At 70.5% G+C, this 25,277-nt stretch carries 18 protein-coding genes and 4 pseudogenes; 6 read left to right on the plus strand and 16 right to left on the minus strand.

The genetic code is table 11. The features are described from left to right. Positions 1-229 precede the first annotated feature (229 nt). The 7 genes and pseudogenes from ABT403_RS13770 to ABT403_RS13800 form a co-directional block, all read right to left on the minus strand. Positions 230-1,039 carry an FAD-binding protein gene (locus ABT403_RS13770; protein ID WP_344151822.1) on the minus strand — a complete coding sequence of 270 codons (810 nt, stop codon included), beginning with the start codon at positions 1,037-1,039 and terminating at the stop codon, positions 230-232. 213 nt (positions 1,040-1,252) lie between these two features. After that, positions 1,253-1,732 (minus strand): annotated as a pseudogene (locus ABT403_RS13775) (serine hydrolase); the annotation flags it as partial. Positions 1,733-2,172: 440 nt separating this feature from the next. Beyond that, positions 2,173-2,421 carry a DUF6406 domain-containing protein gene (locus ABT403_RS13780; RefSeq protein WP_351648927.1) on the minus strand — a complete coding sequence of 83 codons (249 nt, stop codon included), beginning with the start codon at positions 2,419-2,421 and terminating at the stop codon, positions 2,173-2,175. A 4-nt stretch (positions 2,422-2,425) separates the two neighbouring features. Further along, positions 2,426-3,940: a hypothetical protein gene (locus tag ABT403_RS13785; RefSeq protein ID WP_344151828.1), complete on the minus strand. Its 1,515-nt coding sequence runs from the start codon at positions 3,938-3,940 to the stop codon at positions 2,426-2,428. 695 nt (positions 3,941-4,635) lie between these two features. Beyond that, positions 4,636-7,674, minus strand: a complete 3,039-nt coding sequence (locus ABT403_RS13790; RefSeq protein WP_344151831.1) for a helicase HerA domain-containing protein — start codon at positions 7,672-7,674, stop codon at positions 4,636-4,638. Next, positions 7,671-9,557, minus strand: a complete 1,887-nt coding sequence (locus ABT403_RS13795; RefSeq protein ID WP_344151834.1) for a hypothetical protein — start codon at positions 9,555-9,557, stop codon at positions 7,671-7,673. Before ABT403_RS13795 ends, ABT403_RS13790 begins: the two co-directional genes overlap by 4 nt. A 392-nt stretch (positions 9,558-9,949) precedes the next feature. Continuing rightward, positions 9,950-10,313: pseudogene (locus ABT403_RS13800) on the minus strand (transposase); the annotation flags it as partial. Between the two features lie 219 nt (positions 10,314-10,532). Between ABT403_RS13800 and ABT403_RS13805 the strand changes: the two are divergent. Then, on the plus strand, positions 10,533-10,655 hold the full coding sequence (locus ABT403_RS13805) for a hypothetical protein (protein WP_344151838.1): 123 nt from the start codon (positions 10,533-10,535) through the stop codon (positions 10,653-10,655). Between the two features lie 338 nt (positions 10,656-10,993). On the opposite strand, the gene ABT403_RS13810 is transcribed toward ABT403_RS13805, so the two are convergent. Further along, on the minus strand, positions 10,994-11,398 hold the full coding sequence (locus ABT403_RS13810) for a hypothetical protein (protein ID WP_344151841.1): 405 nt from the start codon (positions 11,396-11,398) through the stop codon (positions 10,994-10,996). Positions 11,399-11,509: 111 nt separating this feature from the next. Here ABT403_RS13810 and ABT403_RS13815 point away from each other — a divergent pair. Then, positions 11,510-12,744: pseudogene (locus ABT403_RS13815) on the plus strand (IS701 family transposase); the annotation flags it as partial. A 411-nt stretch (positions 12,745-13,155) separates the two neighbouring features. On the opposite strand, the gene ABT403_RS13820 reads toward ABT403_RS13815, so the two are convergent. Further along, positions 13,156-14,904 carry a caspase, EACC1-associated type gene (locus ABT403_RS13820; RefSeq protein ID WP_351648931.1) on the minus strand — a complete coding sequence of 583 codons (1,749 nt, stop codon included), beginning with the start codon at positions 14,902-14,904 and terminating at the stop codon, positions 13,156-13,158. A 7-nt stretch (positions 14,905-14,911) separates the two neighbouring features. Next, on the minus strand, positions 14,912-15,259 hold the full coding sequence (locus ABT403_RS13825) for an effector-associated constant component EACC1 (protein ID WP_344151847.1): 348 nt from the start codon (positions 15,257-15,259) through the stop codon (positions 14,912-14,914). A 375-nt stretch (positions 15,260-15,634) separates the two neighbouring features. Here ABT403_RS13825 and ABT403_RS13830 point away from each other — a divergent pair, with 375 nt between their 5' ends. From ABT403_RS13830 to ABT403_RS13840, 3 genes are all read left to right on the plus strand, one after another. Further along, positions 15,635-16,021, plus strand: coding sequence for a hypothetical protein (locus ABT403_RS13830; RefSeq protein WP_344151850.1), 387 nt, complete (start codon positions 15,635-15,637; stop codon positions 16,019-16,021). Between the two features lie 409 nt (positions 16,022-16,430). Beyond that, entirely contained in the window at positions 16,431-16,568 is a 138-nt protein-coding gene (locus ABT403_RS13835; protein ID WP_344151853.1) for a hypothetical protein, read from the plus strand. An 860-nt stretch (positions 16,569-17,428) separates the two neighbouring features. Beyond that, entirely contained in the window at positions 17,429-17,599 is a 171-nt protein-coding gene (locus ABT403_RS13840; protein WP_344151856.1) for a hypothetical protein, read from the plus strand. Between the two features lie 370 nt (positions 17,600-17,969). Here ABT403_RS13840 and ABT403_RS13845 read toward each other — a convergent pair. The 3 genes and pseudogenes from ABT403_RS13845 to ABT403_RS13855 form a co-directional block, all read right to left on the minus strand. After that, positions 17,970-18,053: pseudogene (locus tag ABT403_RS13845) on the minus strand (hypothetical protein); the annotation flags it as partial. 499 nt (positions 18,054-18,552) lie between these two features. Next, positions 18,553-18,957: a hypothetical protein gene (locus tag ABT403_RS13850; RefSeq protein ID WP_344151859.1), complete on the minus strand. Its 405-nt coding sequence runs from the start codon at positions 18,955-18,957 to the stop codon at positions 18,553-18,555. Positions 18,958-18,983: 26 nt separating this feature from the next. Next, positions 18,984-21,065, minus strand: a complete 2,082-nt coding sequence (locus tag ABT403_RS13855) for a hypothetical protein (protein ID WP_344151862.1) — start codon at positions 21,063-21,065, stop codon at positions 18,984-18,986. Between the two features lie 339 nt (positions 21,066-21,404). On the opposite strand from ABT403_RS13855, the gene ABT403_RS13860 reads away from it, so the two are divergent. Continuing rightward, positions 21,405-22,052 (plus strand): GNAT family N-acetyltransferase, encoded by a 648-nt coding sequence (locus tag ABT403_RS13860; RefSeq protein ID WP_344151865.1) that lies wholly within the window; start codon positions 21,405-21,407, stop codon positions 22,050-22,052. A 122-nt stretch (positions 22,053-22,174) separates the two neighbouring features. On the opposite strand, the gene ABT403_RS13865 is transcribed toward ABT403_RS13860, so the two are convergent. The 3 genes from ABT403_RS13865 to ABT403_RS13875 all read right to left on the minus strand — a co-directional run bounded on the left by ABT403_RS13865 (position 22,175) and on the right by ABT403_RS13875 (position 25,171). Further along, positions 22,175-22,624, minus strand: a complete 450-nt coding sequence (locus tag ABT403_RS13865; protein WP_344151868.1) for a spore-associated protein — start codon at positions 22,622-22,624, stop codon at positions 22,175-22,177. A gap of 499 nt (positions 22,625-23,123) precedes the next feature. After that, entirely contained in the window at positions 23,124-23,627 is a 504-nt protein-coding gene (locus ABT403_RS13870; protein WP_344151871.1) for a GMC oxidoreductase, read from the minus strand. Further along, positions 23,564-25,171, minus strand: a complete 1,608-nt coding sequence (locus ABT403_RS13875) for a DUF5959 family protein (RefSeq protein ID WP_344151874.1) — start codon at positions 25,169-25,171, stop codon at positions 23,564-23,566. The genes ABT403_RS13870 and ABT403_RS13875 overlap by 64 nt, the downstream gene beginning before the upstream one ends. Positions 25,172-25,277: the final 106 nt, after the last annotated feature.

Consider the following 25,277-nt stretch of genomic DNA (forward strand, 5'->3'; position numbering starts at 1 on the left):
TCGCAGGACAGCGGATCGAGGGGCGGCGGGTGCACTGTGCGTCGTAGTCGACGGCTACCGCCCCGCCACTGCAAGTCCTTGACAAGGCGTCCTCGGGATTGGACGAAAGCCATTCTGAAACGATCAGTCAGGCACCTCTAGGTGCGGGACCGGACCGCAACTGTCTCCGGCCCCACCTCGTCAAGCGGCCGCCCCCGCATGCCGGCTCGGGTGTCACACGAGCACAGGCTCAGGCTGAAGGTCGACGCCAGTAGCCGTTCGTACGCTCGCGGCCATCTCCTCCAGCGCATCGCGGAAACCCTGCGCGGTGGCTTCCGCCTCCGCGGTGAGGGTGAGGGTTCGGCGGCTGGAGCAGCGGAACGCCGGAGGTGACTTGGGTGCCGGGCCGGTATCCGCAGGCCTCCAGGAGCCATCCCGCGCTGGCCCGCCAGGTCCCTTCAGGCATGCGGTGGACAGGGGCGCCCCGGCTGAGGAGTCCGTGGGCCTGGTCTTCAGTGACGGTGGGATTGAGGAAGCAGGAGCCGACCTGGCGGTGGTCGGGACCGTGCTGGGGCAGGAAGAGGCCGCGCTCGGCGCGGTCGTGGAGGACGGCGGCAGCGGCTTCGGCGAGCGGGGGCCGGCTGCCCAGGGGCGCCCGGAATGCTGCGGCGAGGTGCTGGTAGGTGACGGGGCCCGCCGCAGTGGAGCGGGTCAGGTGGAGGGTGAGGGAGAGGATCGTCCACCGCCCGGGCTGCTGCTTGAACAGGCTGGTGCGGTAGCCGAATCCGCACGCGGCGGCGGGGACTCGGGCGGTGCGGCCGGTGGTCCAGTCGTGGGCGGTGACGGCGGTGAGCCGGTCGCCGATCTCCTGGCCGTACGCTCCGGCGTTCTGGACCGGTGCGGCGCCCGCGATACCGGGGATCCCGCCGAGGTATTCGATGCTGGACAGGCCTTCGGCGACGGTGTGGGCGACGAGGTCGGCGAGCGGGTGGCCGGCGGCGACGGTGACCTCGACCTGGTCGCCTGCGAGGTGGCGAGTGCGGATGCCGCGGGTGGCCATGTGGATGACGGGCCGGGTGGTGCCGGGTCGGGGGCGAGGGTGTTGCTGCCGCCGCCCAGCGTGAACGGCCGCTCGGCGTACCGCGCGGTGGTGTGGGCGAGGTCGGGCCAGTCGGCGTGGTGGGTGTGGCTGAGCCAGAGCGGCGCGGGGCCGCCCAGGCGCAGCGTGGTGTGGTCGGACAGCAGGTGCTGTCCCATGGCGGGTCTCCCGGGGTCAGGTGGCGGTGATGGTCTTGAGGGTGAGGGTGCGCAGGGGGGCGATCCGGTGGCGGGCTTCGCCGTGGTAGACGGCGTTGGTGCAGATGGCGAGGTAGCGGCCGGTGGTGGGGTTGAGGTAGAGGCTGGTGCCGGTGAAGCCGTGGTGGTAGGCGATGTTGCCGGGGGCGACGATCCAGGACAGGCCTCGGTCGAGGCCGGGTTCGATCGGGGCGAAGGGGAGCGTGGAGGTGCGGAGCCAGCCGTGCGGGCGGCTGGCGGGGTCGATGAGGTGTTCGGCGTAGTGGGCGAGGTCGCGGGTGGTGGAGAAGACTCCGGCGTGGCCGGCGATCCCGCCGAGGAGGGCGGCGTTGTCGTCGTGGGCGGTGCCCCAGATCCGGGGGGCGCCGGGGATGCGGCGCTCGGTGGGGACGACCTTCGGGCTGCGGGCGAGGGGGCGCCGAAGGCGCGCAGGGGTGCGACGTGGGTGTCGCGCTGGGGGTAGACGGCCTCGAAGAGGTGGCTGGTGCCGACCGCATAGGTGAGGAGGGCGGACAGCTGGGGGGCGGTGGGCAGGCCGGGGTGCGGGACGGTCCGGGCCTGAACCGCGCGCAGGCCGCCCGCGCCGACGGCGGCGCGGATCCCGCCGTCGTGGGAAGCGGGGTGGAGGCCAGCGTCGGCGAGGATCTGGCGCTGGGCGTCGGGGAGTTCCGGGAGGGTGATGTCGACGGTGCTGACGGCTTCGGCTCGGGCGAGGACGGCGGCGGCCAGGACGGCTGTGGTGCGGACCTTCGCGCCGAGGTCGTGGTGGATGACCGGCCGCACGCGAAGCGCGGGCACGACGTGGAAGGTGCCGTCGCCGGGTGCGTGAGTATGGCTGCCATTCTCCCGTCGGGCCGCCAGCACATCCGCGAAAGCACGCACACGATCGTCGGACGACTACTCAACCTTGCGGATGATCACTTGCCAGTCACCGGCGGGGTCCTCTACACGGTCGAGTGCCCAGGTTTCGTCCCGGACGGGGAAGGTGTCACCCGGTACGAGGGTGCACCGGTGCTCTTCGCCGTCGTCGAAACCTAGGCGGACCCTGGGTGGATGTCCAGGACGGGCATCTACATCAATCACACCGAAGAACGCGACGGCAGTCCGGGTCGGGGCTCCCCGCCTGATGGAGACCTCAGATGCCATGTGATCACTCCAAAGTGGAATACTGCGGCCGGATATTGGCCCTGAACTGGGCCAGCGTCAAGGGTTCGGGATGGTTGATGCCCAGGGGGTTGTGGAGGTGAAGACGCCCTCTGTCGTCCACCTCGGTCACCTCGTACGCGTGCTCCCTCTGAAGGTCGTTCGCGAGCGGGCGGTTGATCTCCCTGGGATGCGGAGTGCCGACCAGTACCGGCTTCCCGTCAGCGAGCCGCTGCCGGATGTCTCCGATGAGCTGAGCGTCCGGGCTACGTCCACTGCGGTCGTACTGTGTGGGGAAATCAATCACGACGGCCGGCTCGCCGGTGAGCTGGGTGAGTAGTTCGGCACGGTTGAGTGCGTTGCTCCCCTTTTCGAGCCGGACATATCCCTCCGGTGTTTCGGGTGCGCCTGCCAGCTCTTGCTTCTCAGCCCACAAGGCACGGCGCTCTGGATCCCAGGCCCGGTCGCTGGCCGCGATCGTCTTTTCCAGGATGGGCGCCCACGCCGACCCGCCGTCCGGAGAGCTCGCGAACGCGGGTTTGCTCGGGTCGGCATCGAACACGGGAAGCTCGGGTGTCACTGTAAAACTGAGTTCGCGTCCTGTGGGCTCATACCTGTCGCCCGGGGCACTGGCCGCTTCATGCAATTTGACCGTGTAGTTGCCGTCCTCGGTCTGCGTCACCAACGCGCTTATCGCCTCGGGGCGATGGGAGGCGACGGCGCCGAGCGTGGAGATGATGCCGCAGTCCTGGATGCTTCCCTGTTTCGCCTGTTCACGCACCGGGTCACCGTCGAAGAGGGGTGTCCGGGTGCCGTCGGCTCGGTCGAGGGGTGTGCCGTAGCGGTCAGGCACATATCTCGGGTCCAGAGTCGGGTCCTGGAAGTCGGGACGATCGGCCGCGCCCGTGAGTCGATCCGCCGTGTTCGTCTCCGGTTCCCTGCCCGTGAAATGCCGCAGTCTGTCCATGACGCCACCCTCGACCTCCTCGCCGGGTTGCGCCGGGTCCGGGGAAGCGTCCCCCGGGCCAGCGTCGCGTGCGAATCCCCGAGCTGTGGCGTCGGCTCGAGCGTCGGAGGACGCGTCGGCGGCCGCATCGTCCAGGGCGTTCGCCGCTTGGCCGGCGATATCTGCGGCGGCTTCGGCCACGGCAACGGCAAGGTCGCCGGCGCCTTTGGCCACGGCGGCCATGCCCTCCGCCGCTTCGTCGGCCGGGGATGCCTGGTCGGCCGGTGCCTCGGAAGCGGGTTTCTCGTCCGGGTCCTGGTGCGGTGCGTCGGACTGCTCGGGCACCCCCGACCTAACGGGGGGTGCGGTCCGGTCGAATGCCTCTTCCGCAGGGTCGTCATGCTCAGGACGCTGGGACTCGTCCGAAGCCTCGGGCTGTCCTTCCACCGAATCGTCGGGCCCCGCGTCCTCCGGTGCGCCGTCGTCACCTTCCGGTTCCGGTTCTGGTTGCGGCCCTTGTTCGGGCTCTCCCTCGGTCCTGTGGTCGCGTTCGGGTTTGGATTCGCCTTCCGGCATGGGTACGGGCTCGCCCTCCGGATCTGGTTCCGGGTCGGTTCCTACGTCCGGTTCGGCTTCCTCGCCCGGCTCGGGCTCTGGTGCGGGTTCGGGCTCAGGTTCCGGCTCCGGCTCTGGTTCTGGTTCTGGTTCTGGTTCGGGCTCAGGTTCCGGCTCCGGCTCTGGTTCTGGTTCTGGTTCTGGTTCGGGCTCAGGTTCCGGCTCCGGCTCTGGTTCTGGTTCGGGGTCCGGCTCGGGCTCGGGGTCGGGGTCGGATTCCGGAGTTGGTTCGGGGCCAGATTCCGGTTCGGGGGGGTCCGGCGCATGCGCCTCGGGAGTGGGGGCCTCCGAGGCGGGTGGGGTTTCGGAGGGGGTGTCGGGTGCCGTGGCCGTGGGGCGGTCGGGGGTGTCCGGGGAGGCCTGTCCCTCCGGCGGCGCCTCGGCCTTGGGCTGTTCGGCCTGCGGTTGTGTCTCCTGCGTGTCGGCGTTGCCGTCCGTCGGCTGCTCGGGGGCAGGGGCGGGAACCTCGCTCGGGTCGGGCTCCGGTTCTGGTTCGTCGGTGTCGGCGTCCGTGTCCTCACTGCTGGTGTCCTGGGCCCCGGTGTCCCCGGCCTCCGCCTCGTCCGGTTCGTCTCCGTCCCGGGAGGCCCGCGCGTCGGTCGGGGGCGGTGGCGGAGGCGGAGGGGGTGGTACGTCGGACGCGCCGCTGAGCTCGCTCATGGACGGGGCTCCCTTCCCTGGGCGCACACCATCGCCACCCGCACCGCCGTCTCCGCCACCACCGCGTCCAGCGTCGGCCCGTTCGCGCAGGCCCGCGCGAAGGCCCGGGTGACGTGCTCCTTCGTCGTGCCGCCTGTCACCGCCGCCACCGCGTCGCGCAGGCCGCTGCGGTCCACGTCGCCGACCCGGGCGTGGACCTTCTCCGGTCCGTACCCGGGCAGGGCGTGGATCTGGAGGCGGTGGTCGGCTCCCGAGGTGCCAGTCAGGACCAGGCCTCGGGCCGCCCACTGCGCAGCGTGCTCGGGGTAGCTGTGCGGGCCGTCCGGATTCGCCTTCCGCGCTCGCGCGATGGCCGCTATCACGTCCCGGAAGCGGTAGTTGGCGTAGGTGTAGCGGCGCCGGTCCCCGGGCGGCGGGTCCGTTCCGCGCAGAGCGCAGGACAGCACCGTGTGCAGCCGCCTCGCGAAGTCGGCCGGGTCGACTTCGTCCCGCATCAGGGACTCGCGTGCTCCGACGGCCCGTTCGACCGCGTAGACGAGGGTGCACTCCAGGTCGCGTTCGGACAGGGCGCTCAGCGAGGAGCGGACCACCTCGCTCGGTCCGGGGGCGGGCATGCCCATCGCCTGGGCCAGCGCGGCCACTTCCGCCCAGATCAGGTGGAGCGGCACCAGGGAGCAGTGGTGGGAGTCGTTCATCGTGCGCAGGGTGCATGGTTCGCGGTGGCACGCGGTCCCGCAGTGCGGGCTGCGGCTGGTGAGCAGGGGCGGTTCCGTCGAGGCGTCCCTCGTGCTTTCGTCGTGTTCCCCGTGTGGGACCGCCGTCAGTACCGGCCTGTCCATCCCGTCGGCGGCCACTGCGGCCCGTCCCGGCGGCAGGGCGACGACGTTCTCGCTCTGCTCCTGCTGGAGGTTCATCGTGGCACCCACGGACCGGCGGTCGTCCTCCGCCGGAAGCCGGTGCATGATCTTCAGTGCGCTGTTCTTGATCACGTCGCGCAGGATCTTGCTTGGTATCTGCTCGACGATGACGACGCCCTCGCCGTACGCGCGGATCTCGGCCAGCAGCGAGGCGAAGAGCTCGACCGCCGCGGCTGCGGGGCCGTTCTCGACGTTCTTGAGCAGTCGGTGCGCCTCCTCCACCACCAGGACGTGGCGCAGTGGTACGCCTCCCGCCCCGTGGTGGACCCGCAGGTGCTCGACGAGCCGGATGAGCACGGCGCCGATGAGGAAGGCCTTGTCCTGGTCGTTCGTGATCGATTCCAGTTCGAGGACGACGTTCCCGGCCAGCAGCCCCGCAATGTCCAGCGGGTGGCCGCCCTCGAAGAAGCGGCCGGGCGTGCCTTCGCGCAGGGAACCCATGCGGACGTCGACGAACCCGCGTACGTCTGCGGTGACTTCCTTGCCGTACCCGATCATCTCCACCACTTGCCGGGCGGTCGACTGGAGGTCGCCCAGGGTGGGGTACACGGCCGTACGGGGCTCGTCCGGCTCGTCCAGCAGGTACTTCGGTTTGTGGGGCGGGCGCGGCTCGCCGGTGACCAGATCCCACCCGGCCGCCGTGTAGCACTGGGTCAGGGCGCGGGCCAGCACCTGCGGGAACGGCTCGTGTCCCTCGAAGGCCGCCAGGAAGAGGGCTCGTACGAGGTCCACGTGGCTCTGGAGCGGAAACCCTGGCTCCGGCTCGAGCGGGTTGAGCGAAGCGGGCGGTACGTCCACGTCCCCCGGACGGATCACCGTGACCCGGCGTGCCGCCTCCGGGCCGCCCGCCGAGGCGAGGCGCCCGGCCATGCGTGCGTACTCGGCCTTCGCCGGCTCGACCGCCAGCCAGGGGATGGGCCGCTTGTGCGTGGAGAGGGCGGTGAGCAGGCTGCGTACCGTCTGGGATTTTCCCGACCCGGTGGCACCGCAGACGAAGGCGTGCCGGTTGAGGGTCGAACGCGACACGTAGAGCGGGCCCGCGGCGGACAGCGACTCGTCCAGGATGTCGCCGATCAGGAAACCGTCGGCGGGCGCGTTCTGCCCCGGGTCGTCGGCGGTGACGTCGAAGCGGTTCGGAGCCACCGTACGGATCCCCGGCAGTTCGCGCTCCGGCGGCCGGGCCAGTGCCGCGACGAGTTCCGCGGTGGCGAGGAAGGGGATGGTTCCTGGCGGATTGGGCTGGGCTGCGGGAAGGGTGGACAGGGCGAGAGCCTCCGCCAGCCGGACGGGGCGCCTGCCCGGCACGAGGACGTACGGCAGGTCGTCCAGGTCGCCCGCGCCGCAGAGCAGCGCCGCCGAGGCGAGCGCCGACTCGGGCCGGTCGGCGCCGACCAGTACGCGTACGTTCCAGACCCCGGTGGCGAGCGCCCGCGTCAGCTCTCGGTAGCGGGCCTCGGCCCGTTCGGCCGCCACCCGGTCGGCTTCGGAGTTCTCGCGCAGGCGCAGCCGCGGCAGCTGAACGGACAGCGCGGCGCGCTCGCGCTCCAGCCGCTCGAAGGGGACGGGGTCGGCCAGGACCAGCCAGGCGAAGGCCTCCGGAAGGTGGGCGACGGCATCGTCGAACGAGCCGCGGCGCTCCGCCGGCAGGGCACGCTCGTCGTCGCCCATCCGCAGGGCGTCGTGAGACCCGAGGCATGGCAGCCAGTACGGCAGCCGCTCCAACAGCGCGGAAGCCTCACCGGCCGGGACGGCGCGGGCCGTCGCCCCTGGCGGAAAGCCGACGGGGGCCTCGTCCCCCTCACCGCGCGGATCCCGTCCGGCGGGCGGGAAGTAGGGGGTGCCGCCCACGAGGAAGTGCATCGGCTGGTGGTGGCCCGGCCGGATCCACGCCGCCGCGAGACCCGTCGGGGGCGCTCCGCCCGGGCCCCCTTCCCCGAGGTGGCCGAGCACGGCATGGGCCGCCGTCACGGCCGCGGTGAGCTGCGCGGCCGTACGGTCCTCCGCACGCGGGTCTTCCGGGCGCCGGGGAACGGTGAGGAGCCGGTGGAAGCGGTACGCGGCCAGCCCTGCGGGATGGGCCGGGGCGACGGAGGCCCCGGCAGTGTCGGGTTCGTTCACGTCAGGCTCGGGCGAGGCCGGGTGGACAGCCGGGGCAGGAAGGTGATCCCGGGGTTGCAGTCCCCGAACACGACGCGGCGGCCGGCGGGGCCGGCCTCGACGAGTACCAGCCCGGTCACCGGGAGGGCCTGCAGTTGGGTGGGCTCGATGGTGAACTCGTAGACGCGGGTGAGGTTCTCGCCGGTCGTCGTCGACCGCGCGGTCGAGGAGTTCGTCGAGTCCTGCCAGCTGCGCGACAGCGAGGTGGAGGAGGAGAAGGAGCTCCCCCACGTTCCGCCGGAGCTCACGCCGCCGCCCCGGTTGGACCCCCGTGTGTCCGACACGCCGCGCTGGTAGCCGTAGCTGCTGCCGCGACCCTCCGTGAGGGTCTCGCCGATTTGCCGGGTCAGCTGGTTCACGAGGAACTTGTGCTCCTGCCCGATGAACTGCGCGGCGGCCTTGGCCTCCTCACCGTTACCCATGCGCATGAAAACTGTGGCACTGTCGGATCCCCCGGCAACCTGAACGGCTGCCTCCCGCAGGTGTTCCAGGAGGAAGACCAGCCGCACACCCGCGGTCCGCGCCTGGCGTGCCATTGTCTCGAGGGCTTCGCGGCCCAGGTGGTCCGCTCCCGCGACGACGAGCGTGCCCGAGCCGGGGACAACCGCGCGCTTACGCAGGGCGTGGAGCAGGCGGAAGAAGACGAACCGGTCGGTCAGGTCCTTTCGCCGGTGGACGTGGTCCTCGGTCGTGACGATGGTCAGCACGCCGGGCTTCCACCAGCCGGACGTGGATTCGTCGGCGGTATGGGCGGCCTCGGCTTTCGCCAGCAGTTCCGTCTGGGCCCGCACGTAACGGAGTTCGTTCTGAACGCGTTCGCCTTGGCCGATGAGGTCGATGGCCTGGGTGATCGACTCAAGCTCGGCAGCGCTGAGCACGCCCTTCGCCTGCGGGTCATGGTCGTGGACGCGGAGCAGGACGCGCAGTCCGGCGGCGAGGCGCGGGAATGTCACCGGGCCTTCGAGCAGGTCCGCGACGGTGCGGACCACGTCTGCGTCGATGCTGTGGAGGTCGATGTCCGAGCCGGGTGGACGCATCGACCCCAATGCCTCTGCGAAGGTTTCCGCCAGTTCCTCCGAAGTGAACTCCTGGCGCAGGTCCAGGCCGAGCAGGGCCCCGGGCATGGGTACGTGGCCGACGGCGACCCCGCGCCGGGCGGCGAGCCCCGCCAGCTCCAGGGCGACGGCCTGCTGGGTGAGGTCGAGTACCACGACCGACTGGCCGCCGCCGAGGAGCGGCCCGCCGAGGGTGGCGAGCAGACTCGCCCAGCCGTTGCCCGTACCGCCGAAGACGTCGATGCGGCTGGGCTTGGAGGCCAGCGCGATGGGGAACCAGGTGTCCAGCGTCGCGTTGTGGCGGAGGTGCTCGGCGCGGTGGGCGGCGAGCCGGTCCTGCCAGGCTTTCGTGCGTGCCTCGTGGTCGTCCCGGGCGCGCTTCCTCTCGGATGCCAGTCGGCGTTCGGCCGCACGCAGCCTGGACTGGGGCGAGCTCAGGGCGAAGACGACGAGGATGATGACGAGGACGACGGCCGCGGCCTCCACACCGCCGGCCGCGAGCGCCGCTCCGCCCGCGATCAGGAGCGCGCAGCCGCAGCCGGAGGTGTTCCTCCCGGTCATGGCCCGTTCCTGCGCCGCACGCACCTCGTCATCGGCAGGTTCCCTGTACACGGGTGGGTTCTGCGCGCTCGGGTGGGCCGGCGGCTCCGGCGGCTGGACGAACTCCCAGCCCCACCGCTCCTCCCCGGTGAAGACGCGCAGCGCCAGTTCCGCTCCGGCCTTGTCCTCCTGTCCGCCGGGACCACTGCCCTCGTCCCCGATGCCCGTCACGCCAGCGGCAGCGCTCATCATGACCCCCCGTTGAATGTCGGAGCATCGTGCCCGGAGAGGTGTCGACTGTCAGCCCCTGTCACCTCAAGTGCGCCACCTTGTCCAGAACTCCCCTATGACTGACTGAAGTTGACGCATGCAGGCAGCGGTCCGGCACCCGGCTCGGCGGCCCGATTCAGCCCCCAGGCCCATGGCGCAGACCCGGGCGCGGACCGATGCGAGGGCCCTCTGGGCGGCTGCCCCCGGCAATCACGCCCTGCACGGCGTCGGTCGCCGCCCCGCACTCGCACCGCCGAACGACTCCTCGCCAAGGCCCGCACACCCTGCACGTCCAGAACTCCCCACAGCGGGAAGAATTGTGCGTCCCGGCTCCCGCACGCCGCCCCGGCGCGGTCACGTCTGAAGGTGCACCGCTCGACCGTGTTCCGCTGCTTGTAGGCGTCGCGGTCGAAGGCCGGGCGAGCGGCCGCCGAGCCGACCGAGCCCCTTGCGGTTCGGGGCCTGATCTGCCGGCTGCGGGATCACCGCCCGGATCCCGCGCTGCCGTAGATGGAGGTGGATCGCCCGGGACGAGTACGCCTTGTCGGCCAGGACCACATCCGGCGTGACCCTGGGCCGCCCGATCCGCCGAGGCACTCGCAACCGGGCCATGACCTGGGTGAATACTGGTGCGTCGCCAGCCTGGCCGGGCGTCATGCCGAACGCCAGCGGGCGGCAGTGGCCGTCTGCGGCGAGGTGGATCTTCGTCGTCAGTCCGCCGGGGGACCGTCCAAGAGCGTGATCGTGCGGCTCGCTGGCCGGGGCCCTTTTTGACGGGCCCCGGCGGCGCGCTGGTAGGCACGGAAGAGGGTGGAGTCGACCGCTACGACCGAGTCAAGGTCACCTTCCGCGTCGGCCTGGGCGAGCCGCCGTCGACGCGCAGGGCCAAGCGCTGGCCGACCCTCCCGCTTCGGTGCCTCGGTTCGCACGCACCTGGAACTCCACCGGGAGCTGATGCTCACCCGGCCCGGCGACAAGGCCAGCGGCGTCGCCCACGCCGCTGCCGCGATGGCGACCCGGCCGCCGGAAAAGCACAGCCTGAACCTGCACATGCTCGTCAACGAGACCCAGGCCTGACCCCCGCTGCCCGAGGCGGGGCGGCGGTCACCGTGCGGCGCGTCATGTGCCGGGGCCGGATGCTGCCGGCACATGTCCGCCCGCCGCGCTGGTGCCTACACGCACCGCGGCTCGTTTCGCGCCGACGGGAGCCGGGTCGGTCCCCCGGTGTCCTTCATGGTCAACAGCTCCCACGCCGATCAGTACCGGACAAGGCGCCGACCGCCTGAACGACGGCTGCGGTCCGGGGCTCACGGGCACCGCCACGCCCGCAGCGCTCGAATGCGCAGGTCAGTCAGGGCGCAACCCTCCTGCAGCGCTCGGCCGGCACTGCGCAGGATGCCCCACGCCCCAGGCATTCAGGCCGCGGCTTCGCCGGGGTCCTCGCCCTCCCTGCGGTGGACCCAGTTCTTACCGGGGGCGAGCTCCTCCCCCGTTTCCTCCTTGTACTGCGCCCTCTTTTCCGGGCTTGCGTTCCAGCCCTCGACGAGGTTCCGCACGTGAGGAGTCACAGGTGATCGGGGTTGGCTCTTGGCCTCGGCGGCAGGGGTCAGCTCCCGGTCCTCGACCTCCTCCTCGACGGCCTCGACACCCTCGGAGCCGCTCTGCTCCGCGGCTTGCTTGATGGCCTCCCAGGCAACGGCCAGGGCCACAGTGCCGACGGTGCCCACGACGGCATGGATCTTCCGCCTGTGCTTCCGGTACAGGGTCTTCGTCTTCTCGACGAAGGACGCGGGCTCGCCGTCCTCGGGGGAGTCAGTCACGAGCACACCTTTACCGGATTCATGGCTCATCTGTCAGGCAATCAGCTAGTAGTGCTTTGTTAGCCGGTCTTGTCACATCGGGTGTCTGGCAGTTCGCTGGCTGTATGAGGGCTGGGGGAGCTTGCCGCGGTTCGGGGTCGGTTGGAGGAGTTCACCTCCGAGGTGTTCGCGCCGTTGGTGCGGCGGGACTGGCTGGAGAAGGGGGCCCTGTATGTGCGGGGTCTGTTGCTGGACGGCCGGCGTAAGTCGATGCAGCCGATGGCTGAGCGGCTCGGTGTGGACCATCAACGGTTGCAGCAGTTCATGACGTCCTCGACCTGGCCGGTCGCCGATGTGCGGGGCCGGCTGGCGTGGCGGGCCGTGCGGGTGGTGCGGCCGCAGGTGTGGGTAATGGACGCCACCGGTTTCCCCAAGGACCGCAAGGCATCGCCGGGGGTGGCCCGGCAGTACTCGGGCACACTGGGCAAGGTCGGCAACTGCCAGATCGGCGTCAGCGTCCACGCCGCCTCGGACACGGCTTCGTGCCCGCTGTCCTGGCGCCTGTTCCTGCCCGCCTCCTGGGACGGGCCGCGGGCCGCCGACCGCCGGGCAGCCTGCCGGATCCCCGCCACCGAGCGTCACCGCCCGAAGTGGCAGCTCGCCCTGGACATGCTCGACGAGCTGGCCGGCATCGGCCTGCGGCCTGCCGCACTGGTCGCGGACACGGCTACGGTGCGAACGCCGACTTCCGCCACGACCTGGAAGACCGCGGGCTGGCCTACGTCCTGCAGGCCAAGGCCGAGATGACCGCCCACGGCGAGGAAGCGGTGCCGCATCAGCCCGCCTACTCCGGGCTCGGCCCGAGGCCGCTGCCCCGTTACCGCACCCGTCCCCTCTCCTTACGCGACCACGTGCTGGCCGCCGGCCGCAGGAGCGGCCGGGCCGTGACCTGGCGCAAGGGCTCGAAAGCTGCCATGAGCTCGCACTTCGTGCTCCTGCGGGTCCGTCTCGCCGGCCGGCGGCCCAAGCCGGCCGAGGATGGGACGATCCCGCTGGTCTGGCTGATCGCGCAGTGGCCCGAAGGCGAGGCCGAACCGGTGAAGTACTGGATCTCGAACCTGCCCGCCGACATACCCGCCAAGGACCTGGTCCGCCTGGCGAAAGCACGCTGGCGAATCGAGCACGACTACCGTGAGCTGAAAACCGCTCTGGGACTGGACCACTTCGAGGGCCGTTCCTTCACCGGCTGGCACCGACACGTCACCCTCGTCACCGCCGCCCACCTGTTCCTGACCGAACAACGGAGCAGCCCAAAAGCCCCTGCCAGGGCCCGACCCTCTACCAGGCCCTGGACCTCCTCCAACACCCCATCGCCACCTGGACCGGAACCTGCCCCACCTGCCGACAAACCGTCCCATGGCAGCCCTACGACACCACCTAACAAAGCACTACTAGGACGTGGTCGCCTCGCCCGGGGTCGCGCCCCCACCCGTGCGCCCCCCACCCCTGCGCCCGGACACCGGAACTGCGGAACTGCCGTGGCAAACCGCCCGGGCTCCTGGCCAGGAGGAATACCGCAGGTTCGGAATACTGCCTCTCCACCAGTGAAACAGGCTGAAGCTGGCTTGACTGGACGGGCTTGGACACACACAACAACGTCACCAGGACCGCCCGGAGCGACGCGTCCTGCGTACGGTTGGTGATCTTCCCGCATCACCGAACGTGCTCCCCGATGGGCAACGGAAGGTGTCGCCTCGCTGGGTCTGGCATTAACCGTGTCATCCCGTGCCGTAGAGGGCGGCCGCGATCTCGGCGCGTATCTCCTCAGCGCTTTCGTAACGCTCCCCGGGGTTGCGCTCAAGGGCCCGCATGATGATCGTCTCGTAGTGGGGCGGCAGTCCTGGGACCAGCTGGCTCGGCGGTGCGACGGGCTTGTACAACTTGCTCCAAGCCAGCTCGTTGAAATCGTCCCCACGGAAGGGAGGCTGTCCGGTACAGAGCTCGTAGAAGACGACTCCGGCCCCGTAGATGTCGGCGGCCACGGTGGGCAGGTGCCCGCGGACGATCTCCGGCGCCATGTACTCGACTGTGCCCACCATAGTGTCGTTGTCGTCGCGGTGTAGGGGACCCTGTCCCTCGTTCGCGACGAGGTGGGAGATGCCGAAGTCGATGATCTTCACCGTGCCGCTCGGCGTCAGCATGATGTTGCCCGGCTTGACGTCACAGTGGACCACCCCGGCCCGGTGGGCGGCTTCCAGCCCAGACAGCACATCGTGGACTGCCTCCGCTGCCTCGTCGGGCAGCAGTGTCCCATTCGCAAGTGCGGCGGACAGCGGGATTCCAGGGACGTACTCCATGACGAAAAACCGTCCTGCCTTGCCCTCGCTCACATCGTGGATCGCCGCCACGTTCGGATGGTTCAGCGCAGCCACGGCCCGGACCTCGGTCCAGAACACCTGCCACTCGACTTGATCCCCGAGCCCGGCCATCTGGAGCACCTTCAACGCGACATGCCTTTTCAGGAGTCGATCCCAGGCCAGATGCACCGTGCCCATGCCTCCCTGCCCCAGGGGGGAGTTGATCTCGTAGCGTTCGCCGACCACAGTCGGCTCCTCGCTGCCTCCGGATGTGCCCTGCCCCACGGGGGAGATGATCTCGTAGCGCTTGCCGACCACAGTCGGCTCCTCGCTGCCTCGGGATGTGCTTCGGGCCTGCGCCGACGGCAGGAGCAGCCGGCTGGCCAGCGCCTGTAGATGCGTCCCGGGAGCGGGCCGCGGAGCAGCGGCAGGGGAGGGTGGCCGGAATCCGGGATTGCGGGCGATGATCAGGGCGCCGGAGGTGTCGGTGCCGGTGCGATCAGGTGCGGGGCGGCCTTTTGCCGCCAGGGCTGTCTTGATGTGGGTGTATGCGGCATCGACGGTGATCTCTGCGGCCCCGCCCGCGATTCCGCGGGTGAGTACCTGAAGCAGCTCCCCGGTGAACGCGGTGTAGGGCTCGTCGATCGGTGCCAGCGCGGGAAGGTCATCACGGGCGGAGCTGATCACCACTGCTCCCGCCGTCGCCACCTGAGCCCGCAGCGCTTCGGCCTCGCCCGCCATCAGCCCGTGAGCCAGCCCGCTGAAGCAGCTGTCCAGAATCACCATCCGGCGCTCCGCCCGGGTCTGGATCAGCACGGACTTCAGCCACGCGTACGGCAGGCAGGTCCACGGCTCGCCCTGCCTGGAGCCGGTGACCGAGATCGAGTACCGCAGCTCATTGTCAAGATGGCCGTGCCCGCTGTAGTAGACGAGCAGGGTGTCGGTGGCCTCGGCCGCCGCCTTCCGGACGGGGTCGATGAGTTCGGACGGCTGCCCGGGGTCGGTGACGACCGTGCAGTGCCGCGATGGCAGGCCCCAGCCGGACGCCGAGGTGAAAAAGCCGGCGAGCGCTGCGAGGTTGTTGCGGATGGCAGGGAGGGGCGGTAGGTGTCTGTAGTCCGCGACACCGGCCAGGACCACCCGTGAGGCTTCCGGGCGGGGGAGCGGCATCCGGCAGCTACTCGCTGTCCAGGGCCCGGGTCAGCCGGGCAATCTCAGCTGGATCGCCGGAGTCCACCGTCACCCGCACCCCGTCGCGCTCGATGGTCACGCCTGGCGTCGACGGCCGGGTCCGGCGCCAAGCGGAGATCGCCAACACCAGGTTGGCCGCCGAGAAGCCAGTCTCGGTGACCAGAGCGATGACGTCGAGGGCTGCGCCGCCCATCTCACCCTCGGCAGTGGGGGCGGGCTGAAGGGTGATTGCCGCCCTGGTCCTGATCGCGGGGTTCTGGCGGAGCCACTGCGCGAGCTGACGCAGGTCCCTTACCGGAGACTCCCCGTCCAAGCGAATGCAGTACTCCGGCATGCTCCGCCCCTTTCCCCTCGACCACTGTGCGTCACAGGTGCTAACTGGCGCACCATCATAGGGGCGGTACCTGCGGGCGGGTGCCCGTCAGCGCGGGTGTTGCCCCTGGCATACGTCCCGCTCGGAGGGGCGTGCGGAAAGGCTCGGCCACGCCCCCCCCCGGAGGAAGGAATACCGCAGCATCGGAATACTGCCTCTCCACCAGTGGAACAGGCGACTTTCTGCCGGCAGGAAGGTGTCTTGTCCCGGCCTGAGGCACCTTTGAAAGTCCGGCCATGGACACGACGGCTGTCAGTGCGGGATGTAACGCTGTCGTGGACAGGCGGTGCTTGGAGCAGGTCGCAGGGATGGACAGCAGGACGTTCGGGGGCGGATATGGCGTTGGAGACCGGAGGCGATTTCGGAGTCGTCGAACGGGGCGAGTGGTCGTATGCGGCGGCTGTCGGGGTGGGACCGCTCCGGTTCGGGATGACCGTCAGCGAAGTGGTCGAGGCTGCTGAGGTGATCGGCCCGGCGAAGGTCAGCGACTGCCGCCAGCAGTACGCGGTCTTCTCGCAGACTTGGAAGGTCGACGTCCACCGTCGCGGGGGCGCGCCTTCTGCACCGGCCGTCACGGCCTACGTGAGCCAGGACGCGGGGCTGTTCGGCGTCGCTTGCGACGCTGTGCAGGGCCCCCAGGTCGCGTACAACGGCCTCCTGCTGGTCGGGAGGGAGATGGGGGGAGCTGGAGAGCGACATGATCGCGTATACCGAGGCGCATGACGTGCAGTTTCGCTACACGTGCGAGGGCCACGCAGGACCGGATGATCCCGGCGTCATCATGCGCGGGCAACCCGTCGGGGAGGTCCTGCGATCGCGTCCGCTGTTCATGGTGCCGCGCGACGGAGCATGGACGGAATGGGATTCGCTCCCCTCCGAGGAGGACTAGGACGGCTCCGACGCCGTGATCACACCAGACACCGCGAGATCATCGGATCGTCCTTTGCCCGGAGCCGGGCGATCGCGGCCACTGTGCCGCGGCGAATCATGCTGTCCGGCCCCGCGTTCGCTCGCATGCACGGATCCATCCGGGCTCGGCCGGTCTGGACCAACGAGACCATCAGGCACGTCGGCGCCGCCGACAGTAGGCCCAGGCCAGGGCCAGCACGATCGGCCCCACAGGAACGCCGGGATGACCGCTACGAGCGGCGCCACCCGCCGACCGCCGATCAACGGCACCCAGCGCGGCACCACCTCGCCCCACTCGCTCACCAAGCCGGTGGTGAGCAGGGCCGGTGCCTCGGTGAGCACACTGAGCCCGACGACGTAGAACGGAACCCACCAGCGGGCGGCCGGGGCTGCCGGGTCGACCGTGCCCGTACGGAAGTCGAGGCGAGCGGCAGCCGCCACAGACAGTGCGGCGGCACGACGAACGGGAGGGCCTTGGCGAGTCGGAGGGCCCAGACGGGGACGGGGGGCTCGGTGTCGCCGAGCGGAAGAGCGAGACGTGTGATCGGCATGGCCCTCACCATCGTCGAACCTCAACGACAGTACGTCGCCTGCGCGCACGATCCCGATCCCGATCCCGATCCCCCACGAGAGTTACCCCTCGATCGTTCTGGCGGCTGACCATCGACAGGACCTGGGCGGCCATCTCGGAGGTCAGTTACCGGACAGTTCTTGGCTTGAATTTCAACTTGCCGGAGGTTCTCCGTCAGAGCGGAACCGGGCACGGCCTTGGTCGATGTGACGGAGGGATTCCTCAGCGGCACGAGTCCTGGACGGGCCTGCTGAGGGTAAATTTCGGGCAGGGGAACACATGATCCATAGGGGAGTCTGATGCAGTACCTGGGGCCATTGGAACTGGTCGGGGACCGATGGGCCATCGGGGACCCGAAGCGGAACGAAGGGTCATGCCTGGTGCTAGCCACCGAAGGCATCGAGCACCGCCTGCGGGGAGAGGCGGCACCCCGGGACGTCGTCCCATGGAGCAGCCTCCGTAGCCTTGGGCTGAGGGCCACCATGAAGCCATGGATGGCCACCCGCACCGGGGGTGTCATCGTCGCGGCCGGCGGCTACATGGACGGTGGCCCAGCTGGCTGTTCCCTGTCCGGTATGTGTGATCGGGATCGCTCTACGCCTTGGTCGGTGAACTACACTCACCACGAACGCACTTACACGTCCATGCACATGGCTCTGGCAATCGGCCTGGTCGCGAAGACGTCCGAGGCGAAGGTGCTGCACCGCCTCGGAGACCCGGAGTGGCTCAGCGCAGTGGTCTCCCGGCTGGCGCCAACGCCGCGGTGGACCCCCCTCCCGGTCCGCCGGGTGAGTGAAGTCATCGAGCTCCTCGGTACCTGATCTTGTTCTCTGCCTACCAAGATCGTCCGGTCTTGCCGATGGCCTTGAGGTTCTCGGGGCGTTTGATGGTCTTGCCGACGTCGTAGTGGGGTGCCCGGTGTTTGTTCTTGGATCCGGGTGGCCGTCCGGGTCCGGCGCCTCTGCCAGGGGGGCGGAGGTTCGTGGCGAGCGACCGGCCAACTTGCACGCCGTGCGCGGGGGCTGTCCGTCCGGCTGACTGTGGTTGAACGCTGGACCCGTTCGAACGCACGCTGCTGCACTGCGGCCATCGCCGGCAGCAGCCCGCACCGGTTGAAGAATTCGGCGGTGGGTGTGTCGACCCCGCCTTGATCGTCGCGTCCACTTCGGTACGGCGCTCCAGGACGACCACGCGGGCCCCGCCGAGCCGGAGTTCACATGCCAGCGTCAGCCCGAGGGGGCCGCCACCGGCCACCACGTCCACGTCCACGTCCATACCTACGCCCCTGTCACGCTCGCAGTCCGGGTTCACGCACTCACCTCCTCGACCGGGCTCCCCGAAGCTGTCGAACTGTTCTCCGCGGCGGTGACGGACCGCGGGCAGGACGAGTCCCCGCTGACCGGCCTGCGCGCGTACTCCTCCGGCGCTCCTCGACGAGCGCCACCCGCTGGGGGCCGTCGGCGACGCCTTCCCGCACTTCCGGCGGAGCGTGCTCGACTCCCCCGGCGCTGCGAGCGCGGGCGCGTGAAGGTGCGGAAGAGGTGGAGAACGCGCTGGCCGGACGCCATCGGCGGCCCTGACGGTCGCCGCGTACCGGACCGTCGGCAGGCAGCTCGACGGGGAGCGCGCGGCGGAGGTGTCCGACGACCACCGCGCGCTGGTGAACGCGGCGTTCGATGCCCTGGAGCGAGCTCTTCCCGCCGGCCCCTGAGCCTGCACCGCACCCCGGCCCAGAGCGGCCACCGAGTGCACAGCCGTGCCGGCTGGTGCTCAGTCAAGTCCGTCCGGGGAGGGTGAAGTCGTACGGATTGGGCACAGGGTCCGGAGCGACGCCGGGGGCCCGGCACACACATACGAGGTGCATGTAGAAGTACAGGGGGCCGACGACGTCTCCCTGGGGCAGGCCGCTCTCGATGTCGACGACAAGGCCGGTCATGCGGTCGAACCGCGTGCTACGACGAAGCTCCCGGGGATCCCACGCCTGCCCCCCGTCGTCGTCCGGCCGCGCCATCTGAACGCTGATCGTCCAGGCGCTACCGGTTACCGCGACGTCCAGGGGCTGACCGGAGACGGGAAAGTACTCCCCGTCGGCGTTGTCGGTCCCTGCCAGGGTGAGCTTCGTCCCCCATAGGTCGATGAGTTCCCCGAGCTGGATCTCCCACGGTCCGAAGAATTCCACGGTCGGCGTTTCCCTTCTGGTCCTGGTCACGCTTCGAGACCGGTGCGCCGGGTGAACTCGCTGCTGAATCCGTCGAGGCGGTTGCCATCCGTGATCGCCGCGAGCTCCCTGCGCCAGGCCCCCAGCCGACCGTTGGCAGGGTCGCTCTTGTCGCCGAAGAGGCGTTCGACGTCCGCGCTCGTGGAGTCGTTGCGCTGACCCCAGTGCAGGACGCCGCCCATGTTGGGGTTGAGCGCGAGCCGGACCGCGTAGTCGATGAGCTCCTGGGTGCCGGACACGTCCTTGAGCCCGGCCACCTCGATCGCGCACGTCGTGTCGTGCTGCTGCATGCCGAGCAACGCCTCGCAACGGCCCGTGAAGCGCAATGACACCCAGCCGATGCATGCCTTCCCGCGGAACTCCTGGTCGATCTCGAAGGCGATCAGGGCATCGACGAATGCGACCAGTCGATCGTCCATGGCGTCGAAGAAGACCTCGACGGAGTCGACGTTCACCGCGCAGCTGCGGTCTAGGTAGTTCCATCGGTCCATCACCGCGTAGCTACGGGCGCCGAACTCCATGTCGCCCTGCATCTCCTCGAACACCTTGTACGAGATCAGCTGCCAGGCGAAGAGTCCGGCGGCCCGCTTCGCTGGATCGGGCTCGGACGGGTCGAGCAGCTCGTTCTTGATGTTGTTCAGGTGCTCCCCGAGACGATCGTCGGAGTTGAACGCGTCCAGCAGCGCCTTGAGCACGAGCAGGGTGAGCGCCAGCGCCGGCAGCAGCGCCAGCAGCCCGGCTCCGCCTGCGGCGGCGATGGCGCCCACCCCCGCGGCGACGACGGCTCCGTGGGACTCCACGAATTCCTCGACCTCTTTGCATGCCTGCTTCAGCACGCCTTCGAGGAAGCTGCCGTCCGCGCAGGCCCGGTCGAGGAAGCTCGGCTCCGCGGACCGGTACGGATGGTCTTCGTCCGGGGTGTAGGGGAAACTGCGCCCGGCGAACTGGTAGACCGGTGCCTGATTGCGCTGTTCGGCGGCCGGGTCGTTCACCGGAGCGCCGACCCGTTGGGCATGGCCTTCGGGAGCCGCGTCGAGATCCATCTGCCAGCGCTTGGTGACGCCGACCAGATTGCGGCCGAAGTTCAGGTGAGGCGTCAGACAGACGGCGATCTGCAGGAACCGCTGCCGGGCTTCGCTGTGCCCGGGGGCGCTGTCCGTGTAGAGCGGGCCATCCCGGTCCCCGATCTGCTGCCGTACGTCCTGCCACAGGTGCAGACGTCGGCGCTCCCACAGGGAGTACTGCGGCTGGGCGCGGACCACGACGGAGTAGATGACTCCGAAGCGGCCGACCGATACCAGAACTGCGTTGAACGTGTGGTTGTCGGCCTCGCGGATGATCGTGAAGTTGTCGGGTCCGCCGTATTCCGGGCGATCGTACGACGCGGTGAGCAGCGTGTCGTCAGTGAGCTGGGGCGCCCAGCGTTCGTCGACGCGTTCGATCCAGTACTGTCGGCCGCCATCGGCGACGAGGTGGATGGCCTTGATGGCGTCGGAAAGGGGGCCACGGTCGAAGTCTCCGCCGTGGGTACCGGTGTTGAAGGCTCCGACGATGGTCTGGCCCCCGGCTCCCCCGAGAGTCGCGAACCCCCAGGGGCCGGCGAAGTGATCCACGCCGTGGTACTTCTTCATGAACCCGCCCAGTGTGGACGCGTCCGTGCAGGGATCCACCTGGTCCAACTCGGCGTACAGCTGACAGATCCGCTTACCGGATTCCACGTGGCACAAGGTGCCATACCTGTCGATGAACTCCGGGCTCTTCATCCGCTCCAGCAGATCGGGGTGCAGACACCCCGGCACCACTTGGTGCAACGTCTTGCCGAGAACCTGCCGCCTGCCCCGCGGATCGTGCGTCTCGATGAAGGTATGGTCACTGACGGCGGCGTCGGAGAGCGCCCAGTGACTCCCTGCCGCCTTGTACCGGACTCCGTGCGGGCGGGTACGGCACAGGTCCACCAGCTCCTCCAGAGACTTCGGATAGACGGTCTCCGGGACGGACGGGAAGGGACCGCCTCTCGGGTCGTCGTGCTTGCGAAGCCACGGCTTGTCGTGGTCCCGGTCGATCGTCATGAAAACCTCCAGCTGGGGCCTCCCGAGTGCACGGAGGCACTCACCCTCGCGGCTCCGCGTGGTCGACTTGTGGAGTCCGCGGCCATGGGCCGGCGCCTGCACGGGCTCATACGAGCGACCGGTGTACGGGAACTCGACACCGACGTCACAGTAGCGACGGCAGCTGGAGTTCCCGCGCTGTCCACGCCGCTGTCGGCGATCACCGCTGCCGCCGGTCCGCGATCTGACGCGACCGCTCGCCGCGTGCTCCCTCCCGGGTTCGGGCCCGTCAGCGGTCGGGGCCCGGGTCGGTACCACCCTCCCGAGAGGGCCCCGCCGGACGGCTGTGATCATGACGCCATGCCTGAAGCATCCCCCCTCTCCGGCCGCCTGGTGCGCCTGGAGCCGATGTCGCCCGACCACGCGCCGGGCCTTCTCGCCGCTGCCACCGAAGACCGTGGCACCTACGGGTTCACCTGTGTTCCGGCCGACGCCGCGGCCGTCGACCGGTACATCGAACGCGCCCGCGCCGACGGGGAAACCGGGCTCGCCGTCACCTACACCCTCTGGAGCGCCCACGACGGCCGGGTGGCCGGCACCAGCAGGCTGCGAGACCTGGAGTACCGGCACGCGGGCGTGTGGCCGCCGCGCCCCGGGCACCTCAACCCGGACGGGATACCCGACGCGGGACAGATCGGATCCACCCGGCTCGCCCCCTGGGCACAACGGACCGGGATGAACACGGAGGCGAACTTCCTGCTGTTGTCGCTCGCGTTCGACGAGTGGGCCGTGCAGCGGATCTCCCTGCACGCCGACGTCCGCAACGAGCGCTCGCGCGCCGCCATCGAGAGCATCGGAGCCCCGTTCGAGGGCGTCCGCAGGGCCCACTTCCTGGCGGCCGACGGCGGGGTACGCGACTGGGCGACGTACTCGCTCGTCCGGGCGGACTGGCCCCACGTGAAGGAGCTCCTGGGCCCGCGTCTCGCCCGGCACGCGCCCCTGCCGTGAGGTCCGGCGGGGCGCGGTCGCCCGACGCCGCTGCCGAGTCCGGGGCACGGCGACACGGTGCGGCCGACCCTGCGGTCGTCGGGTCGCAGGTCCCGGCCCGACGACCGCAGGAGGCGCTCGGGTCAACGGACCTCGGTGACCCGGTGCTCCTTGAGCGCGCCACAGTTGGAGTCGTACACCTGCACGTGCACGTTGCCGATGCCCCCGCCCCAGTCGACGCAGTGGCCCTTGCCGTACACGTAGGCCGGGCCCGCGTACGAGGTGTACCGGCCGAAGTCCTCGCCCCGCTCCGAGGTTCCGGTGACCTCGATCCAGAGAGCCATGTCCACGGCAGCACCCGGGTTGTTGCGGATGGTCGCGACGCAGTTCTTGCCGTTCGAGGCGTTGTACGTCAGGTAGACGGTGCCCAGCGAGCCGATGGCGGCCGAGTTCACGGTCTTGTAGGCGCTTCCGCAGACCTTCTGCGGCGTGGTGTTGGGGGCGGCGGAGGCGGGCGCCGCCAGCGTGGTCGTGGCCCCCAGGGCCAGGGCGGCGACTGCGGTGGTGGTGACGACGGAACGGGTGAACCTCATGTTTCCCCCTACTGGTCATCGGAGTCGGTCGCTCCCACCTGGTGGGACATACGGGACGGCGGAACGGTTGCACACCGCCCGCAGTCGGATGCCGGAGGTGCCCCGCGCCGCAGGGCGCGCAGCGCACAGGATGCAGGTTCGCGGCCGTGGCGGCCGCGGCGACGGCCGTCGTGACGCTGGCGGGGACGCCCGCGAGCGCAGGGGACATCGCCTTCAACACGCGGAGCGTCTGGGTCGACGGCGCACCGACGCGGGGTCAGGACGAGGCGTGCACCACCCCGGAGCATGTACCTGGGATCACGGGCGGCGCCCGGCGGCGTACGCAACCGCGGACCGGGTGTGCGCGTCGCAGATGCCATGATCGTTTTCTCGCGGCCCTGGCCTTCGAGTGGGGGCACACGACGGGTTTGAACACCCCCGCCCCCTACGCGCAGTGCACGGGACGGTGCTCGACCAGAAGGTCCCGCGGGGCTGACCGGCGGGGCCGGTCCGGCAGCGGTCAAAGGGGCTCCCCCGTGCTCCCGGAGGTGCGCTGCGTGCCCCTGTCGATGCCTCGGACGGTGGCGGTTCCGGCGGTCGCTGGTGGTGCGCCCCGTAGCGTTGCCGCGATGTGTTCGGCGAGCATCAGTGTGGGGAGGTGGGTGTTCGTCGACGGCACGTCCGGCATGATCGACGCGTCGACCACCCACAGGTTGTCCACTCCGTGCACCCGGCCGGCCGGGTCGACGACCGCCCCGGCTGCCGGGTCGGGTCCCATGGCGCAGGTGCCGACCGGGTGGTGGTAGGTCCACACGTGGGTGCGTACGAAGCGTTCGATCGCCTCGTCGCCGTCGTCGTCCGGCGCGCCCACCACGCCGGCGGATACGGGGCCGAGCGGCTCCACCCGCGCCACCCGCCAGGCCGGTCGGGGCGGCCGGTCGTCGAACGGGCCGCCGACGATCAGCTGGAGGTCCGGCGGCCCGCGGTGTTCGCCGGTCCGTGCGCTGTGCAGGTTGCTGTGCAAGCGACGAGTTGGAATGCGTGCCGAGGGCGTGCCGTCCCGGTGTGGGCGACATCGATCGAGACCGCTGGGTGGTCGGCGAGGTTGCGTCCGACGCCGGGCAGGTCCAGTACCGGTCCGATGCCCAGCGCGCGCAGTTCGTGGGCCGGGCGGAGCCCCGACCGCAGGAGGATCGCCGGGCTGAAGTAGGTGCCGGCCGATACGATCACGCGATCGCTGTGCACGTTCTCCCCGTCGGCCAGGCGCACTCCGGTCGCGCGCCCGCGGTCGAGGAGCACCGAGGCGACGTGCGCCCCGCCGCGCACGGTGAGGTCGTGCCGTGCCCGGGCCGCCGCCAGGTACGTCGATGCCGCCCCGAGGCGCTCCCCGCCGACCTCGTTGACCGGGAGCGGGCCCACTCCCACGGCGCCCGGGGCGTTGTGGTCGGCGATCTCCGGCACCCCCGCGGACATGATCGCCGCCTGCCCGGCGGAGGCGATGTCGCTGCGGTCCCCGCCCGTGTACCGGCGGACGGGGACCGGGCCGTGGCCGCCGTGGTACGACTCGTGGCCGAAGTCCAGATCGGTCTCGACCGCGACGAACCAGGGCAGCACGTCCCCCCAGCCCCAGCCGGGGTTGCCGTGCGCCGCCCAGCCGTCGAAGTCGTACGGCGAACCGCGCAGGGCGAAGGCCGCGTTGGTGGTCGAGGAACCGCCGATCACCTTCCCCCGCGGCAGGGCGAGGGCCCGGCCGGCCGGGCCGGGCTCGCTGGACAGGCCCCAGTCGTGCGAGGCCGTATGGGGGCCGGAGCCGTCGCGCAGCGCGGCGGGGAGTTCCGCGTAATCCGGTCCGGCCTCCAGCAGGAGCACCCGCGTCGAGGGGTCCTCGCTCAGCCGCGCCGCCAGCACGCATCCGGCAGCCCCGCCGCCCACGATCACCACGTCGTAGTCGGCCGCCACGAGCCGACCGTACGCCCGGGGAGCACGGGGTGCACGGGGTGCACGGGAGGGGAGGCGGCGTTCCGGCATTCCGGTGTTCCGGGCACCCTGGCGTCGTGGCGCAGCCGCCGGCCGCGCTGCCCGGGGCCCGGGGAGGACGACCTGGTACTCCGGCGAGGCTCCGCACCCGGCCCGGGTCAGTGGCCGTCGGTGAGGGCGGTGCGCAGTCGGTCCAGGTGGGAGGCGGCGGGTGGCCCAGCCGTCGGGCAGGTTCAGCGGCACGGTCACCGTCACCCCGCTCTGCACCGGGTCGCGGACTTCCACCACGAACGGGTCGGCGGCGCGCAGCCGCAGGTAGGCGGTGCGACCCGCCCCGGGCCAGTCGGTGCCCGAGCCGTCCGGCGGAGCGCCGTCCTCCTCGGCGGCGGCGCGGGCGGCTATGAACGCGGTGAGGTCCGCGAGGTCGGAGTCGGTGAAGTGCACCGGCAGGCGCGCGCCGACGAAGCCGGTCTCGATCACGATCTCGGCCTCGTGCCGGCCTTCGTGGCGTCCGCCGCCCGCCACGTCCTCCAGTTCCACCGACACGCTGCGCCCCCGGTCCGCGAACCTGACGACGTCAAGACCCCTCATCTGTGCCCCCTCCGTCGCGTGCACGTCGCCCGCTGCCCGTCGCGGCGATATCGACGTTGACGTTGACGTCATCCTGCCAGGCGCCACCGACAACGCCCCGTCCGCG

Source organism: Streptomyces sp. NPDC000075, assembly GCF_040301925.1.
Taxonomy (GTDB): Bacteria; Actinomycetota; Actinomycetes; order Streptomycetales; family Streptomycetaceae; genus Streptomyces; species Streptomyces polychromogenes.